General features: G+C 62.9%; 6 protein-coding genes. All 6 read right to left on the bottom strand.

Going from position 1 to position 18,101, the window contains the following annotated elements; genetic code table 11:
• Positions 1-16 precede the first annotated feature (16 nt).
• Positions 17-721, bottom strand: coding sequence for an energy transducer TonB family protein (locus HX830_RS03275; RefSeq protein WP_152738895.1), 705 nt, complete (start codon positions 719-721; stop codon positions 17-19).
• A 2-nt stretch (positions 722-723) separates the two neighbouring features.
• Positions 724-1,149, bottom strand: coding sequence for an ExbD/TolR family protein (locus HX830_RS03270; RefSeq protein WP_103495630.1), 426 nt, complete (start codon positions 1,147-1,149; stop codon positions 724-726).
• Between the two features lie 11 nt (positions 1,150-1,160).
• Positions 1,161-2,999, bottom strand: a complete 1,839-nt coding sequence (locus tag HX830_RS03265; protein WP_177098959.1) for a DUF2341 domain-containing protein — start codon at positions 2,997-2,999, stop codon at positions 1,161-1,163.
• A gap of 22 nt (positions 3,000-3,021) precedes the next feature.
• Positions 3,022-4,632, bottom strand: coding sequence for a ShlB/FhaC/HecB family hemolysin secretion/activation protein (locus tag HX830_RS03260; protein ID WP_177099240.1), 1,611 nt, complete (start codon positions 4,630-4,632; stop codon positions 3,022-3,024).
• Between the two features lie 73 nt (positions 4,633-4,705).
• Positions 4,706-5,308, bottom strand: a complete 603-nt coding sequence (locus HX830_RS03255; protein WP_177098958.1) for a transposase — start codon at positions 5,306-5,308, stop codon at positions 4,706-4,708.
• A 221-nt stretch (positions 5,309-5,529) separates the two neighbouring features.
• Positions 5,530-17,934: a filamentous haemagglutinin family protein gene (locus HX830_RS03250; RefSeq protein WP_177098957.1), complete on the bottom strand. Its 12,405-nt coding sequence runs from the start codon at positions 17,932-17,934 to the stop codon at positions 5,530-5,532.
• Positions 17,935-18,101 lie beyond the last annotated feature (167 nt).

Here is an 18,101-nt window from a genome sequence, read left to right as displayed (position 1 = left end):
CTGCGAATGGGGTGAACTAGCCGGGACGCCGGCCTTGCAAGGCAATACGCACCGGCAGGGTGATCGAGGCCGGCGGCCGTTCGCTCAAACGCGGCGCGGCGCGCAGGGCGGCCAGTACCTGGGCATCGAGCTTCGGATCGCCACTGGACTTGACCAGCTCGGCCCGGGTGATCTCTCCGGCCGCGCTCAGCCAGATATCGGTCTGCAGCGCAAAAGCCAGGTTGCGCAGTTGCGGGTCTTCCTTGAGCAAACGCTGGAAGGAATACGCCAGGAACTGGCTGTAGGTGCCGTTACCCAGGCGCCCTCCTCCGGCTCCGGCCATGCCGCCGCCCTTGCCCGCGCCGATGTTGAAAGCGTCACCGCCAGACTGGGCGTCGCCGTCGATCTGCATCGGGTTTTCCAGGTCGTTGACCGGTGACGGCGGCGCTTCGTCCTGGGGCTTGACCTGTTCCGGTTCCGGGGTCGGTTCGGGGATCTTTTCTTCCACCGGGGTTTCCGGCTCCTTGGGTTTTTCCGGCTCGGGTGGCGGTGGCGGAGGTGGCGGCAACGGAATCAGCATCGGCACCTTCGGTGCCTCCCGGCGCACACCACTCATGTCGTGGGCCCACTGCCACAGGAACCAGGCCGCAACGGCCCCCAGCAGCAGCCCCGCGCCCCATTTCAACGGGCGCAACGGCGACTTCTTCACGGGGTCGGGGCTGATCGGTAATTTCGCGGTCATGGTCAGCCCTGGGTCGGTTTGCCGGTGACCAGCCCGACCTGGGACAACTCCAGGCGCCGCAGCAGGTCAAGCACTTCGATGACTTTCTGGTACTGCACCGTGGCGTCGCCGCGCACGATGATCGGAAAGTCCGGACTCTGGGCCTTCTCGATGCGCAGGCGCTCCTCCAGCTCCGGCAGCGTCACCGGATAGGCGTCGAGAAACACCTGGCCACCGTCGTTGACCGAGATGGCCTTGGTCTTGGCCTGGGACAGCGACACCGAGGCGCTGGCCTTGGGCAGGTGGATCTGGATGCCCGAGACCTGGGCGGTGGCGGTGAGGATGAACATCACCAGCACCACCATCAGCACGTCCACCAGGGGCGTGATATTGATGCTGTCCACTGGCGCATCATCGTCATCGTCGTGGGAGGCATTTACGCTAGCCATGGCTGTTCCCCTCAGGCCGGAATCGACGTGGTTGGTTGATCGGCATGCAGGCCACGGCGCTGGGCGTTTTCGTGGGAGTGGCTCTCGCCGTGCATCTCGGCCAGGCGGGTGATGAACTCGTCGACGAACACCCGCATGTCGGCGCTGACTTCCTTGTTGCGGGTGATCAGGCGGTTGTAGCCGAATAGCGCCGGGATCGCGACAAACAGGCCCATGGCCGTGGCCAGCAAGGCCGCCGCCATGCCGGGGGCGATGGCGTTGATATTCACGTCACCGGCCATGGCCGTGCCGAGGAACACCACCATGATCCCCAGCACGGTGCCGAGCAGGCCGATATAAGGGCCGCCGGCGATGGCATTGGACAGGGTCGACAGCTTCGAGCTCAGTTGCTGGTTTTCCCGGGTGCGCACGCCGTCCATGGAGCAGCGGATCGCCTCGATGGTCGCCGCCGAGACCGTCGAGGTATCGGCGCCCTGGGCACGGCGAGTACGGATCTCCTTGACCGCCACCAGGTACAGGCGCCACAGCGAGGAATGCTCCAGGCGTCGGGCCAGGTCCTGGTCGTCGGCAAACATTTCCAGGCGGGTGCCGATCTGGGCGAATTGTTCGCGGAAGATCTCGTTGGCCCGGCTGACCCGGCCCAGGGCGCTGTTCTTGCGGATCATGATGAACCACGACTGGAACATCATCAGCACCAGGACCGCGATGATCACCCAGGCGTCCGCCGGCACCGCCTTGAGCAGGAAGCCCAGGCTGCCGAAGCCGAAGCCCGACTGCTCTTCATCGGCACCATAGGCCACCAGCTTCGATTCGGCCCCCTGGGACATGGCATCGGCCAGCAACGCGGCGGCCGGACGCACGACCTTGGACAGGCGCAGTTCGTCGATGGCGCCCTGGAAGGGTTGGTAGAGCGCGGCGACCGGAGCCGCCGGATCGGCGGCGGCGACCGGCAACTCGGCACCCACGGCGATCGGCGAGTTGAACGCAGGGACTTCCTGGGCCAGGCTCGCGGTCTCGCGACCGTTGACGAACAGCGTCACCTTGCTGCCCTGGACGGTGACGGCCAGGTGCTGCCATTGCCCCGGGTTCAGCGCCTGGGTCGAAACCCCGCGCTGGCCATTGACCTCCACGAATGGCGTGCCCTGGCTGACAGCGAGCACAAAGGCATGAGCGCCTTCACGGCGGGTGATCACCGACTGCTCGCCCGTGGCCTGGTCCAGGCGCACCCAGGCGCTCAGGGTCAGGGCACCGCCGGCGCTGTATTGCAGCGACGGGCTGGCCGGCAGCGACAAGGCCTGGCCGCCCAACTGCAAGGCACCACCGATCACACCGTCGATACGGTTGCCAGTGGCGTTCTGCGCGTTGTTGGCAAAAGCTGTGGCATCCTTGGGTGGCGTACCCACCGCGCCGTCGAAGTGATAGACCGCGGTGTAGTTGGGATCGAAAGCCAGCTGGCCGTTGCTGATCGCCGGTGCCTTCGCGTTGCCGTAGTACATCCACAGGTCCTGGCGTTGGCCCCCTTCGACCTTGGGCACATCGACCCAGATCAGCGCCATGCCCATCAGCGGGTCGAAGCTTTCGATCTGGTAGTTGAGCTGGGTCTTGTCGTCCGCCGCGACAAAGCGCAGGTCCGAGCCGTCCTCCTTGACCCCGTCGAAGGTGAAGTTGCCGGTATGCAGGCGTACCAGCAGGCTGCTACGGCCGGGAGCGTCGTTGATCGCCGCGCCTTGTGCCGTGGTGTCGACGGTAATCTGCTTGCGGTAGTGCCAGTCGTCCTGCCACCAGGCATTGGCGGTCGCCGGGAGCGCGAGGCCCAGGCAGATCAACAGGGATATCATCAGGCGCTGCATGAAAATTGCTCCGTAATTAGGTTCAGAAAGTCGCTTGCAGGCTGAAATGCAAACGCGAGTCCTGCTTCTGCGTGTTCGGTCCGTTGACCAGCGGGTAGCCCCAGTCGAGGCTGCCGGACAGCCATTTGCTCAGGCTGGCCCGAGTGCCGAGACCGACACTGGCCAGGCTGTAATCGGCTTTCTGTTCAGGCAGCGGCTCGCGCAGGTACAACTGGGCACCCTCGGCGAAGGCATACAAGCGCCACTCCTGGACATAGCTGCCCAGGTACTTGGCCAGGGACGGCGTGCGCAGCTCCTGGGAAAACAGAAAGCCTTGATCGCCGGTGACTTCCGCGGCGAGGTAGCCGCGCACCGAGGTGGCGCCGCCGGCGGACATCTGCTCGTTGGAAATCAGCGGCCCGGAGGCCAGTTGGAACGAGGTCTTGGACGCGCTCTGCCACTCGCCGAAAATATCCTGGGTGTAACTCAGGTCGCCTTTGAGCAGGGCGAAACTGGGGCTGGCGCGGTAACGCTTGTTATCGAAGTCCTGGTCATTGCTGCCGTAGCCGAAGAACGCCCGGGTACCGACCACCAGGCTCAGGCCCAGACCCAGCTGGGATTTCTCGGTGTAGCGGTAGCCGTTGTAACCGAAGGTCAGCGGTGCGTACTTGAGCGGTACCGTGTCGCTGCTGCCGCCGAGCTTGAGCTGCTCCTTGAAGTCCTTGAAGTCCACCCCCAGCGACAGCGAGTTGGACCAGATGCCGCCCCCCGGCACGGTGTAGATGCCCGAGACGCCATAGGAATGGCCCTTGCCGAGCACGTTGCTGCCGCCGATGGTGGCGACGTTGCTGTCGGACTGGTAACCGGAAAACTGCACGGCCCAGCGGTCGTTCAGCGGTGCGCTGTAAGAGCCGGACCAGACCTTGGCATTGCTCTGGTCCTCCGGTGCGGTGAAATAGGTCAGGGAGATGCTGTGGCCCAACTGCCAGAGGTTGTCGTAGCCGATCGAGGTGACGGCGCGCAGGTCCTTGGTGTCGGCGCTGTGGTCGTTGTTCAGGCCGACACTGCCGTGCCAGGGGTTCTTGTCGTCGACTTGCAGGTCGACGTCCATGGTCCCCGGGCGCTGGCCTTCGCGGACCAGCGGCATGACCTGGCGGCCGGGGCTCTTGTTCAGCGCCGCCAGTTCACTCTGGACATGGGCGAAGTTGGGGACGTCGCCTTCCTTCAAGGCCGGGACATCGTCACGGATCTCCACCGGCGAATAGTGCTGGGCACCGACCACCCGGACCCGACCGACCTTGGTTTCGCTGATCTGCAGGTAGACAATGCCGCCCTCGACCTTCTGCTCCGGCAACTCGACGTACACCGACTGATAACCCTTGGCCTGGTAGCTTTTCTGCAAGGCCTCGCGGGCGCCCTCGATATCGCTCAGGGCCTTTTGCGGACCGAGGAACGGGTACACCGCTTCCTCGATATCCCGCGCTTGCAGCACGGTGTTGCCACGCACGACATATTCGTTGACGTCGACCAACTTGGCCGGCGCGTCATCGGCCAGCAGCGGACGCCCCAGCACCGCCAGGACCAGGCCGCCACACACCGGCAGCCAGTGCCCGGCCAGTCCCGGTCGTGCCCTCTTGAAGAACAAATGCTCCACACCGCCCCCTTGATTCAAAATGGCCACGAACGCAGTCGAGGCCGTATGGGCCCGGGTCAATACCCCGGACACTTCAGTTATTCACGTTCGATATCGACGGGTGCCGGGCCAGCCAGGTATGCAGCTGGGCGAAGTTCAGGGAGAACTCCGGCATCTGCAGCAAGGCGCCGCAGAACACTTCACCGATGATTTTCTGGATCAACAGCACCGCCTGTGGGTGATCCAGCAGCGTGGCGATGTCCTTGCTCAGCACACTGAAGTTCCAGACCTTCTGGTTCAGGTCGAGGCCGACGAACCAGCGGAACAGCAGGTTGTAATTGAGCTGCTCGTAGAGTTGCTGCTCGCTGGGTACCGAATACAGCAGTTGCAGCAAGAGAATGTGCATGACGGTCTGGGGGGCGATCTGCATGCCGGAGTCGGCATTCAGCGAGCGCAGGAATTCACGATCGTCGTCGAGCAGGTCGTCGATCTGCGGACGCAGCAACACCAGGGAATGGCCGGGCGGGATATAGCTGGAGACTTCCTTCAGGGCGCCCTGCCAATCGTCCTGGGAGACAATCCAGACCCAGGGCGCGCCGTAGCGATAGACCGAGACGGGCTTCTTGCGGGCCGCCTCGACGATCTTCGACAAACGCTGATCCAGTTCCTGCATGCCCACCTTCGAGTAACGTTCCATAGTTCTCCTCGTCTCTCTGCCGGCCTTGCCATGGCATGGGGACAGGTCCCCTTGCGTGCCCTTGACCGCTTCACATATCCATGACCGGGCTGGCCTTGTGCTACCGAACTTTTGTCATAAAAGCTTCATTCCATGGCGGCGTTCGAGGTGTGTGGAAGACGGTTTCGCAGGCAAAAAAAAGGCGGCCATTACGGCCGCCCCTGAGGAGAAACATCGGTTCATTACAAGGTCAGATTGCCCCTCTCCTCCTCGGTCAGACGGGCCCGGGCCTGCTCGCTCAACGTCCCGGCACCCAGCACCTGCACCGGGCTGTCGGGGTTGTAGTTCGGCGTGCCACGGCTGGCACCGTCGCCCGAAGGCTCCAGGCGTTCCTGGCCGAAGCTCAGGACCTGCACGCTGAACACCGAGGGTTGGTTCTGTCGCGCACTGGCCTGCTGCTGGCGTGCAACGTTGTCGGCAGCCTGGACCGCCGAGGTGGCCGCGGCGCTGGCCGAGGTGATCGCCCCGGTATTGACCGAGGCCACCACCGGCACGCCCGAAGACTTGCCCTGCACCTGGATATTCGCCGCGTTCACCACCTGCAAGGCGGCGATATTGACGTTGCCCGAGACGCGGATCCCCGCCTCCCCCGCATCGATGGTGCCCAGTGGCGCGATCAGGTCGATATCCCCCGGCAGCACCTCCGGAATCGGGTTCAGGGTGGCAATACCGGCCCCGGTGCTCGGCACCGCCGGCGACAGGCTCACGTTGCCCCAGGAGTCATAGACCCGCTTGGGCGGCGTATAGACCACGGTGGTCTTGGAACCGCGACCGGCGTTGATGTCGCCAGCGGCCGACCAGGCGGTGATCGAACCGCCGAAGGTGGTCATGACCCGGCTCTGGCCCAGCAGGATGTTGTTCTGGGCAAACAACTGGATGTCGCCCTGGCCCTGGGTGATGATCCCCGCCGTGGACGGCGGTGCGGCGCCTTCGATACCGAACACCAGGCCGCCACCGGGGGCAAGCATCTGGATATCGCCGCCGAAGTTGGTGTGTACGCCCGATGGACCATAGAGGGTGATCGCGCCCTGGTAGAGGATCGGGTTGCCGGCGACGTCCTTCTCCGGGAACAGCGCGGCAATCGCATCTCGACCGCGCAGGTAGCTGCCCTGGCGGATACCACCGACCAGGTTGTATTCGCGGCCGGCGGCCTTGAGTTCGGCGAAGTAGACGCTGCGGGCGAAGATGTCCTGCTGCTGGGGCGGTAGCGCGGCGTAATAGGCTCGTGCTTCGTCGACGCTGCCGGTAAAGCCATAACGCTCGCCGAGCCAGGCCACCAGTTCGGTGTCGTAGGTCTTGGCCACCTTGCCCGGCTGGCTGGCCAGCGGCGTTCCGGCCTGGGCCTGATTCGACGGGTCCAGGTAGGGGGCGATAAAGGCCTGGTAGTCAGGACCGTTGGGGCCGACGCCGGCCTGCATGACGATGCTGGCGCCCGGGCGGGAGTCGCCAGGTACCACGGCGCCGAGGCTGGTGATGCTGGTCTTGTCCGCCATCAGGACATTGCGCCCCGCACTGACCACCAGGGTGCCGGGACCGGCGACATTGAAGTTGCTGTAGAGGATGTCGCGACCGGCCGAGACCAGGGAGATGTCGGTGGGGTTGTTTTGGACGAAGAGGTTGCCAACTGTTCGATAGGTACTTCGATAGTCGACTTCTCCGGCAGGTGAACTACCACTGCTGACAATATCTCGCCCCGCCTGCATCCAGACCGGTCCACCGCCTTCATACCAGGTTTGACCATAACGGGAATCGGAGGTAACACTGTAAGTAACGATACGACCCGTTCTTACCCCGATCAGGTCTCCAGTCAGCGCATAGAAGCGTGCAGGCTCAGCGTCTGGGTTCCACTGTCCAGAAACACTATCGGGACCGAACGCGAACAAAGGCCCGACGCTGCCGAAGAAGAGCTGGTTGCCATCCGCCGATAGATTGCTACTGCCAGCAATTGGAAGACCGCTTGACGATTGTGCAACAAATGCAGGCCGTTCAGGCGTGGTCAGCGCGTCCGGGTTTGCGCTGGATTGGCTGATCGTCAGATTACCGCCATAGATCGAATTGGCGGCCAGAAGCTGCAACTGCCCTTTGTTCGAGGGCGCCAGGGTTAGCGCGGCGGCAACGGTAGCAGCAGAGTTGCTGTTGGCCGCATCACCGTAATAAATACTGCCGTTCGCGGCAATGCCATTCAGGATAGAAGGATAGACCACGGCATTGTCGGAGGCCGCCCCTGCGAACACTGGCGTCAGGTTGCCGCCCGCTGAGAACAGGTTGATGGCCGTGTGGTCGGTCCACAGCGAGAACCAGCTCAGGCCATTGCCATGGCTGCCATCGCTGGCCAGGTAAGGCGACGCATTCAGCGCAACGACGCGCCCTGGGTCGCTCACCGTTTGTACGACCAGATCGCCCAACGTCGACAGGTCAAAGGTTGCATCTCCCGGTACCAACGTCAGGCCCCCGCCCGCAAGGCTTCGCGTTGAAGTGAAGGCTGTGTAGCCACGGGTTTCTCCAGGCGCCTGCTGTCTGTCGTTACTGCCATACAAGAGTGTCAATGCGCCAACAGTGGTGCTGTCCAATACGACGTGACCACGCAAGTTGGTGATTACCCCGTTCTGATCGTCGGTGGCCTGATTGTTGATGGCGGCGGTCGCTGCCGGGTTCAGATCCCCACCCACCCTCAAGGTCAGGTTGCCGCCCCCGGTCACCTGCACGCTGCCATCGGCGGCGACTCGCCCCGTGCTCCCCACGGCCAATACCAATCCCTGGGTACGCGGGTTGACACTATCGCCGCCGATGTCATGACCAGCCATGCCCGCCAAGATACCCGCACTGCCTGCAACCTGAACGTTCAGGTTACCGCCGCCCAAGGTACCGAACCCGGTAAAGCCGAGCATCTGATCGACACCGGGAGGGGCGCTCAGCGATGCAGCGTAGGTACCGAAATTGATCCACCATGCAGTCGGCTGTGGTGAGGTTCCTGTATTGACATTGCCACTACCCTGACGCCAAAGCCAGTCGGAGGTACTAGCCGAATCATGGTCGGTATCTCCATTGGGTTTGGTTATCCCATTATTGGTGGGCAAGACAATATTCCCACTCAAATCACCACCGACCTTGAGCGTAAGGTTACCACCGCCCCCGGGATACCAGGCGCGATAAACACTGTCGCTGCCGCCGTTTACCAGATTGTCGCCGCCACTACTGAGGACGGTTCCATTAGGGCCCAGAGCCCTAGGCTGGTTATAAGGGTCATTGGCCGAAGTCACGCTGGAGGACGTGCCAGCTGTGTAGACGCCAAACAACGAATCCATGCTCAAATTGCCGCCGGACACCAGTTCAAGATCGGCAGCCCCTGTGCGGATGACACTGAAGCGCGAGCTACCCGCCTTGACTGTATAGGGCCCGTTTGGATCTATTCCACAATCTCCAGGTATATCAGTACAGAACGTTGGCCAACCTATGGCAACGAAATCAACAGGTTGGCCAACCATGCTGAGATCACCCCAAGCATCAAGAGATCCTTGTGCGGTGTAGACCGGAGTCCCAACGCGATACATACCATAATGGCTGTCGGCGAGCTGCAGGTCGCCATGGACAGGACTAACTTGCACAACACGATTGTCCGCCGCAGAGGTGTCCGCTCCTGCCACCAAACGTAATGACCATGATTGGGAGCCCTCGGCAAGCATTGGGGCTATGCCCCAGAGCTCGCCCTGGCGTCCGGCGACTTCAGGGCGCAGTTGCACCGAACCCACGCCGCCCGGCAGCAGCACATTGGTCCCTGAAGGAATCAGTGCGCCGCGGGCCAGGGCCAGATCACCATTGAGTGTGAGCACATTGGTTGATGACTGGGAACTGCCGGCGATGCTCGGCAACGCCACGCCCTTCGGCCAACTGAATGCACGCAGGGCGGTATCGGCGCTTAGTAGCGTGCCGGCATCCAGTTGTGTGCCGGCCGGCAGGTTTTGTGCCTGGGTCAACAGCGTACCGGCGGCGAACAACAGGTTGCCGTTGCTGTCGCGTACAGCGGCAGCCAGCACGGTGCCGGCGGGCAGCGACAATGGCTGGTCCAGGGTCACGCTGACGGGCAAACGCGTGCCCGACACCAGGGTCACGGCCCTGAGCGGTACATCGTAGTTCAGCGTCGAGCCCGCCGGGAAACGGGTACCGTCGGCCAGGGTCACGCCCGCCCCGGGTACCACGATATTGCCACCCGAGAAGTCGATCCCGGACAACAGCAACCAGCCTGTGTCGTCATCGGTCTTCGGAGGCGGCGCAAAGCCGTCGGTGATGCTGCCGTAGATATTAAGGTCACCGCCGGCGCGCAAGGCCAGCTTGCCCACTTCGCCAGAACCGTACACCCCGGTTTTCTGGGTGAACGGGTTGAGGCTGGCGTAACGATAACCCGACAGGTCGATATCACCCTGGACCACCAGGTCGCCACCCGGCGTGGCACTGACAATCTCTACTGCAGGGCGCAGGTGCAGAACATCACCATAAGTAGCGTTATACAAACCCGCGAGTTTGTTCTGCAGCAGATTGTTGTTAAGCAGCGCCGCATCGACAAATGCGCTGTTTTGCCGGTCGATGCCATCCAGGTAAGACTGGGTGATCACCTGGTAAGGTCGGCCGCTGGCCGCAGGGTCGGTTCCCAGCGGCGCATCGCTATACTGCCAGGTGCCATTGACCGCGATGGAGCGCGCCCCGCGAATCGCCAGGTTACCGCTGGCATCGATGGCGATATCGCCGGCCGAGACCCCTCCCAGGCGCGGTGCATCGAGCTCCAGGGTGCCGCGTGCCCGGCCATCGTTCTGGCCCGGCCCGCTGCCCAACGCCACGCCAGTGCCGGCCCTTAGGTCGATGGTGGCGCCACTGGCCAGAGTCAACAGTTCCTGGCCGGAATTCAGCTCGACCATGGCGCGATTCGGCGAATCGATGATCTTGCCTTGGCTGTCGACTTGCAAACCGCTGCCGTGGGCATCCAGAACTGCGTTACCGGCCAGAGTCAGACCCTGGCTGGCCGACAGATTGATACTGCCCACCTGAACGCCGCTGGCATCGACCTTGCCGTTGACCAGCAGGCTGCCGTTATCCAGCGAAATCACAATGGCATTGGCCTTGAGGTCATTGCCGATGGTCAGGTTGCCCTGCTTGATCTGGAAGGTACGGGCGCCATAGACCTGCCCGGCGTTCAGGCGTTGGTTGAGGGCGGCGAATGAAGCGTCTTCAGCGCCATTTGCCCCCAGACGCTGCGCCTGGATATTGGCAAAACCGCCCAGGTAAGGCAGATAGGTACCTCCGGCATCGTAGAAGCCGCTGCTGCTGCCAAGGATGCTGCCCTGCAGGTCGACCAGTCCTTCCGCCGGGTCCACGGCCTGGGCGGTGAATTGACCGGCACGGTTGTTGTGCGCCGACAAGTCGATACGCGAACCTGCGGCCTGGTAGATATTGCCGGTGATGCTTTTGAGGGTGACGTCGCCGCCCCAGCTGTATTGGGTCACATCATTGAATTTGATCGCTCGGCCGGCCATATCGATCTGCGCGCCGTCACCCAGCGTCAGGTCTTGCGTAGCGGTCAGGTTCAATTGACCGCTGGACAACACCACGGCGGTGTCCAGGGCCAGGCTGTTGGCGTTCAACGAAAGTTTTGCACCCTGGCCGCCAGTGCGGGTCTGGGTGCCGGACAGTGCCGTGACATTGAGCGCGCCACCGACGGTGATGGTGTTCACCGAGCCGGCTTCGCCCGTCAACAAGGGCGTGGAGATATTCAGGTTGCCACCGCTATAGGCAAAGCCCGAGCCCGCCTGATAAGCGCCCTGGCTCTGGTACACCGACAGACTGCCCTTGTGGTTGGCAGTCACCCGTTGGCTGGCGCTGATATCGACCTGGGAAAAGCCAAGGAGCAACCGGTCCAGGCTGGCGACCGAATTGGGTTGTGCGTACGGACCATAGCCGAACTCCAGGGTTTCGGTCTGCAGATTCAAGCGTCCGCTGCCTGTGCCAGCACCGCCGGCGACCACATTGCCAGCGGGGTTGGCAGCGCCGTTCCAGATCAGGTCGGCGGTGTGAATGGTCGCCACATCAGCCGCACCGCCGGCGCCATAAATGGCCGGGGTACTGAGGATCAGATTGCTGAGCAGCGACTTGCCGGTCAAAGGGTCGTAGGTATCGAGTGTTGTGCTGCCGTACACATTCACGCTGTCGTGAGCGGCCAGTTCAAGGGTTTCCAGGGCCGGAGCACCGTATTGGGTATCGCCCTTGAGCAAGCGTGTCAGCACGCTCTGATTCAAACTCAGACCTGCCGGCAACAGGTTGCGGGTGGCGGCATCGGCCAGGGCCTGGTCGCTTCCGAGGTTGATGGCACTCAGGGCCAGGGTCAGGTGGCGCGTGCCATAGCGTACGTTATCGGCAAGCACGAAATCATTGCCCGTGCCCACGACGATAGAGCCCGAGGAATACAGTTCGGTCTGGCCCGTGCAAGATGCCGAGCTGCAGACCCCGACATGGATGCCCGCGTCACCTGGCAACGAAGGTGCCAGAACCTGGAGCAAGCCATTGGAAACCCCGAGGAAGTTGTAGCGGGTGGTACTGGGGAAGCCAACCGTCGTCAGGTCGTAGATATAACCCTGACTGGCATCGTATGCCGTAGGCCCCATACCTAGAGTATTGATCGAGGCGCCCTGCTCGACCGTGATCGCTCCGCCGCTGGACACCAACAGCACCTCTGGAGCCGCCAGTTTCGCGCCGCTACGCAACACCACGCTGCTGCTGAGGTTGGAGCCCAAACCGATGTAATTTCCTCCCTGTCCATAGCTGATCGCCGGCATGCCACCGATCATCAGGCTTGCGGCGCCCAAGGCATTCAGGCTGCGATCGTCTACCGTCACCCCGACAAAGGATGCCGGAGCAAGTGTTCCCGCTGATACTACCTCGATTGCGCCTCCCGAACTGATCACCCCGACCGTACCGGCATGGCCGCCCTCAGCGGCACCAAAGCGACCGATGCCGTCGAACGAAAAGGCGCTGCCGGTTGCACCTTGCACTAGGTTCAGTTGCAGGCTCTTCGCATCCGCTTCGATCATCGGGCGCGGTACGCCCAATCTGGCGGCATCGGCGATAGCAAACTGGTCATAGCTGGTTTCGTTATATTGCGAATAGGTGCGCAATACATTCGCCGATGTCAGGATGACCTGGCTGGCAACGCTGTTGCGAATGCCAGTATTGGCGATCGACAGTTGCCCGGCAGTGCTCCAGGAACCGTTGCGCATGGCCTGTGCACCAGCCCCCGTGCCAACACCCGCCAGACCGTTCAATTCAACCCTGAAAGCGCCGGGCAGCAGTGCATAGGTGGAAGGCAACAGCGTATAGGTACCCGGCGCCAACCCCGGTACCCCGGCGCCAATGGTGATTTGCTGGCCGAGCACCGGATCCTGCGCGCCGGACTTGCCCGCCGACGGCGCATACACCTGCTGCACGCCAGGCACGATGGCATACACCGGGTTGGTCGCCAGGCCCGGCAAGACGAAGGTGCCGTTGGGGTTGACTTGCACCAGCGGGTTGTAGCGCGCGTCGGTGGAGCCGCCACGGCCGGAAACGAATCCGGCGCCAAGCAGGTCGCCACCACCGGAGAGGTCCAAAGTGGCACCGGCCGAAACCACGACCGATTGGCCGCCCATGACCACGCCGATCCCACTGCCACCACTCAAGCCAGTCTGCCCATACAAGGTGACGTTCTGGCCGTTGTACAGATAAGTCTGCCCGTCCGAGGTCCCGCCGTAAGGCATGATCAGGCCGTTGCCGCTGACGGAAGTGAGACTGTCGGGCAGCAACTCCACGCGTTTGGTGCTGCCATTGCCAAGTTGAATCAGCCCCAGCGGCGCGCGCACCACACCGCCTTGCTCAATATTGGGGGCGAGCAGGGTCAGGCTGCCAAACGCCGAATACGGCAGTTGGGGAATCGCCTGGGTGGTGCGACCTATGGTCAAGAGCCGCGTTCCCAGTGTATCCCCTGCCCCCGCTGACACTGCCGCGATACTGCCCGTTTCGGGATACAACTGCGCGGCGCTCAGATGCAGATCGCCAGCCGTGATCAGTTGCGTCGATGGAGTCGCGGTACCTGTTGGTATACCTGCCAGAAAGCGCAAGTCACCCTGGCTGGTCAGATTCACCTGATCGAAACCGCGTCGCTCGACCTGCTGCACCACTGGGGCCCGGTCATCGCGGCTCTTGACAAAGGAGCCTTTGGAACCGAACACCACATTGTTGCGCAGGTCGATCACCGCCCCCTCGGCAGAAAAATCAGCTTGGCTCGGTAATAACGAACTGGAAAAACCTCCTGTGGATACGGGGGATGTATCGTATGAGAGGATTGGAGGCTGGACCCCAGCGAGCAACAGGGAAGGCGCGGCAACATGGACGTGAATATTGTCCGACACATTTTCCGGCAACGTGAATGCACCAGCATAGAGTTGCAGGCTCTGGCCCAAGCGAAGGTCCAGATTACCGTTGAAGGACAGGAAACCCTGACTGTAGAGGGCGAGATTATCGAATCCACCCGTCTGGACCTGATCGGCGGCCAGTTGCCCGTGGCCGTAGACCAGCGCATTGAGGTCTGGAGCGAGGCCGGAGTCGGCGGTTTGCCCCAGTACCAGTTCTCGAACCTGCAACACGCGGTCGGTCGCTATCGGGACTGTGCCGCCAGTGAGCGAGTAAAGCGGCGTCTGCAATACCACCGACAGACTGCCGCCCGCCGCCCCCTGGCCGCCGGCACGGGCGGTGAAACTGCCCAACAGATAGAGGCCATTGTTGGACCCCAGGGAAATGCTGCCGCCATTACTGGCCACCAGCGTGCGGCCCTGACCGGCGATATCCAGGTTGGCCTGGGTGCCCGAGGCCTCCAGGCGCGCACCTTTGCTCACCACGATAAAAAGATCGGCCGCCGTGGCGGTGCCGGCCGCCGCATTGATTGCACCGCCGCCGATGACAATGGAGCCGCCGCCGGACACCTGGCCGTAGACTTGCCCACGCATGTCCACCGCGGTGGCCGCCCTTGCCGCGACATCGATCAGCGCCTCATCGCCGAGTAGGATAGAGCGACTATTACCTGTGCCATTTACATCCTGCGAAGGGTCCACGGCACCGACTTCATTGAGGCTGACTTTCCCGCCCCAGGCATTCAGAGTGCCGTTCACGGTCAACTGGCCAATACTACCCAGGCTGATGGCCTGACCTGGATCGACAGTGATGACCGCGCCGCTACCCACGGTCAGTACAGTGGTCACCCGCTGTGCATCCGTGGGGTTGAGCGTACCGGCCTTCAGGCTCAAGCTGGCGCCGCGCCGTTGAGTCAGCACGCCCTTGAGCGGATCCTGTTGATAGAGGTCAGGTGTCCAGATTTGCAGCGCCTGCGCCGGGTCGCTGCCGGAAGCGACGGTGGTGGCATTGTCGCCCAGACGATAGACCGGTTGGCTCACGTCCACCTGAGTACCGTCGGCGACGGTCAGCCCCTCGTTACCCGTGATGTCGTAGGCCGAGAAACCTTGCTTGAAGAAGTCACCGTCCAGTTCGACCGCACCGCTTACCGGTGTTGTCGGCGTACCGATCACCACCTGGCTGCTTTGCAGGGTCAAGGTGCCGCCGCCGTTGACACCCACGGCACGAATATCGCCGCCCAGGCTCAGCACACCGCCCACGCCGAAGCCCCCGGCATTGGCCGCCAGGATCAGGCTGCCCCCCTTGCCGCCGAGGAGCTTGCCGTTGGCCTGCAACACCGCGCCGGACGACACATCGATCAGGCTTCCGGCCTGCAGGCTCAGATTGCCGCTGCTGCGCAGGGAAACCAGGCCGCCGTTGACATAGGGCAGGCCCTGGTTGTCGGTCGAGTCCAGCAACTGGTTGGTCCACAGGCCCGCGGTGTTGAGCGTTACACCCGCGGCCACGGTGGTACTGGCCACTGAACTGCCGGGGGCTGCGATCAGCGTGTCTCGCAGCTTGAACGACTGATTAGGGTCGATCTGATTCAATACGTTGCCCAATTGCAGCGTACCGCCACGGGCCGTCAGGTCGGCATTCACCGTGACTTGCGGGCCATAGAGGGTGATGGTGCCGCCATTGGTGACACTCAGGTTGTTATCGACCTCGATCTGTTGTTTGGCGGCGACCTTGATTGCGCCCAGCTGGAAACCGTTGAGCTGGTTGGTGTCCAGCACCAACGTGCCCTGCCGGCTAACCGGGACCACTGAACCGAGGTCCACGCCCGCAGCGATGGCAGTCGGGTTGGCCGCGAAGCTGACCTGATTCAGGCTGGCGCCGAGGTTGTAATTGACCACCCCCGCGATCGGGTCATAGATCGGTGTGTAGGTGCCGGCGATCAATTGCGCGCGGCGAGCCACCGCCGTCTGCGATTGCTGATAACCATCGAGGGTCGGATTGGCGGCCTGATTCTGTTGAGGCCCCTGATACACATCACCGATCACCTGACCTTCAAGTACCGCGCTGCCGGTCGAAATCACCAGGTTGCCGGCGTCGCGACCCACGGTGTAACCCAGCTCGTAACGCTGGCGCGGAGCGATCAACGGATTGTAGTAATAATCCGTCTGCCCCCAGCGCACGCTCGTATCGGCGAACCCCTTGTAGACCCCGGTGTAGAGCAGGTCGCCCGGGGCGCTGGACAACTCATACAGACGCCCGTCGGAGCCCGTCAGCCAGGTCTGTTTGATATAACCGCTTTGCACATCCAGGGTACCGCCGGACAGATTGATCTGGGCGCCCTGCTGGGTGACCACATCCTTGCCGGTAAACGTCAGGGTGCCACCCTGGGCCATCCACTCGCCGACGCCATGCCCTTGCGTGCCCAGGTAACCGCTGACTTCCAACAAGCCGCCGGCGGTGTACCAACGCGCCGTGGGGTAACCGTCGGTGCCGGCCGGTACATAGACCAGGTCACGCACATCGACCCAGACATCGCTGCTGCTCAGCTTGCCTGCATCACGGTTGCCAGAAGCGTCACGCAGCTCGTTGCCCTGCACGTTGACCTTGATCGAGTTGGCCTCCATGGCCACCTTGACTCCGACCGCACCGGATACATCGATGATCGAGCCGTCGCGCACCAGGCTGCGTTGCCCTGCGCTGACCGCAACCTGGCCGCCGGTGGCGAGGGTCAGCGAACCGTTCTGGAAATCCACGGTACCGCCGCTGACGATCTCCACCCGAGACTGCTCGATGCGGTCGACCACGCTGCTCAGGTTATCGAACTTGCCGGTGATCAGGTTGCTCGGGCTACCGTTGAGTGCGGCCAGTGCGGCGGCGCGCTGGCTGTCCAGGCCGGTCGTGCTGGCATCGAGCAGGATAGCGGTGGTGCTGCCCGTGCCCAGGGTGATGCTGCCGGTACTGTCACCCGCCGAGTTGAGCAAGTGCACCGTGCCACGGGTATTGGTCGAGGTGCTGCTGGCGATCACGCCGTTTTGCAGCACCTGGTGGCCAGTCAAGGTGATATCGCCGGTGGACGCGGTGATCAAGCCGCTGTTGATCACCGTCCCTGAACGGCTGCCGCTGTTCAGGGTGCTGGCCACCTCGTTGCCACGGGTGGTCGAACGCGGGTTGCCGGCAGTGGATAGCCCTTGGCGAATATAGAAGTTGTCGCCCGCCGCCAGGGTGACCTGGCCGTTCGGGGTAACCAGGCTGCCGTCGTTGAGCACCTCGCTGCCCAGCAGCAAGGCATAACCGCCCGAGTCGGTGGATGTCGCGGGATTCAAGGTCTGGATCTGCGCCCCGCGCTCTACCTGGATCTGCCCCACGGCATCGGTAAAGGTCGGTTGTGTGCCGGTGCTGTCGACATACAACCCCTTGCTGAACTGGGAGTCGCTGATGTTTGCGGCGGCGGCCACCAGGTTACGCACGTTGACCTGGCTGGTACCGCTGAAGATTACCCCGTTGCGGTTGACCAGCATGACCGTGCCATTGCCCTTGATCTGGCCTTGGATCTCGCTTGGCCGCGACTGTGGGTCGTTGATCCGGTTGAGCACGGCCCAGTTCGACTGCTGGGAGAAATCGACGGTGGTATTGCGCCCGACGTTGAAGGTTTCCCAGTTGAGAATGGCCTTGTCGGCAGTCTGGGTGATGGTCACGGTGGTCTTGCCATCGGCCTGGGTCTGCACCGGCGCCTTGGCATTGAGCCAGCCCTGGGTCAGTCCGGTATCGACCTTCAGGCCGCCCTCCCCCAGGCCGTCCGGCACCGTCGGCAGACGAGCCAGGGCAGCCTGGCGGCCAGCGGCCTGCGCCGCCTGTTGCGCGGCAATCGCGGCGACGCTGTTATTGAAGTTGGCCAATGACCGCTGCAACTGCTGGTTGGCCTGCTGCTGTTGCGCCAACGGTGGCGGCATGCCCGGCAACTGTACACCCGGCTGGCCGGCACTAGCGGCCTGGGCAGCGCCCTTGTCGGCAAACCAGCCGGCACTGAATGCAGTCTGCGCCTGGGCACTGCCGGCCACCAGCAACAGGGCAATCGCCTGGGCCACGGGCTTGAGCGCCCATATCGACGGTTCGCCATGGCGCGCTTGAGCATTAAGTCTTGCCGGAGGTTTGCAGCGGAGCATCACTACCCTTCCTTAGTCTGTTGCACAGTGGGCTGCCACGCCAGCCTGTCGCAGGCCGGTGTCGCTTATATGACTAAGGCGGATACCGGGGATCGGGACCGAACCTTTGTCATCGAATATTCATATGAGCGATATCGAGTTGTAGGCATACGCAAAAAATCAGCAAC

Origin of the sequence: Pseudomonas gingeri (genome assembly GCF_013385425.1) — a bacterium.
Taxonomy (GTDB): domain Bacteria; phylum Pseudomonadota; class Gammaproteobacteria; order Pseudomonadales; family Pseudomonadaceae; genus Aquipseudomonas; species Aquipseudomonas gingeri_D.
The sequence above is the reverse complement of the archived record's forward strand: the minus strand, read 5'-3'. Positions and strand labels throughout refer to the sequence as shown.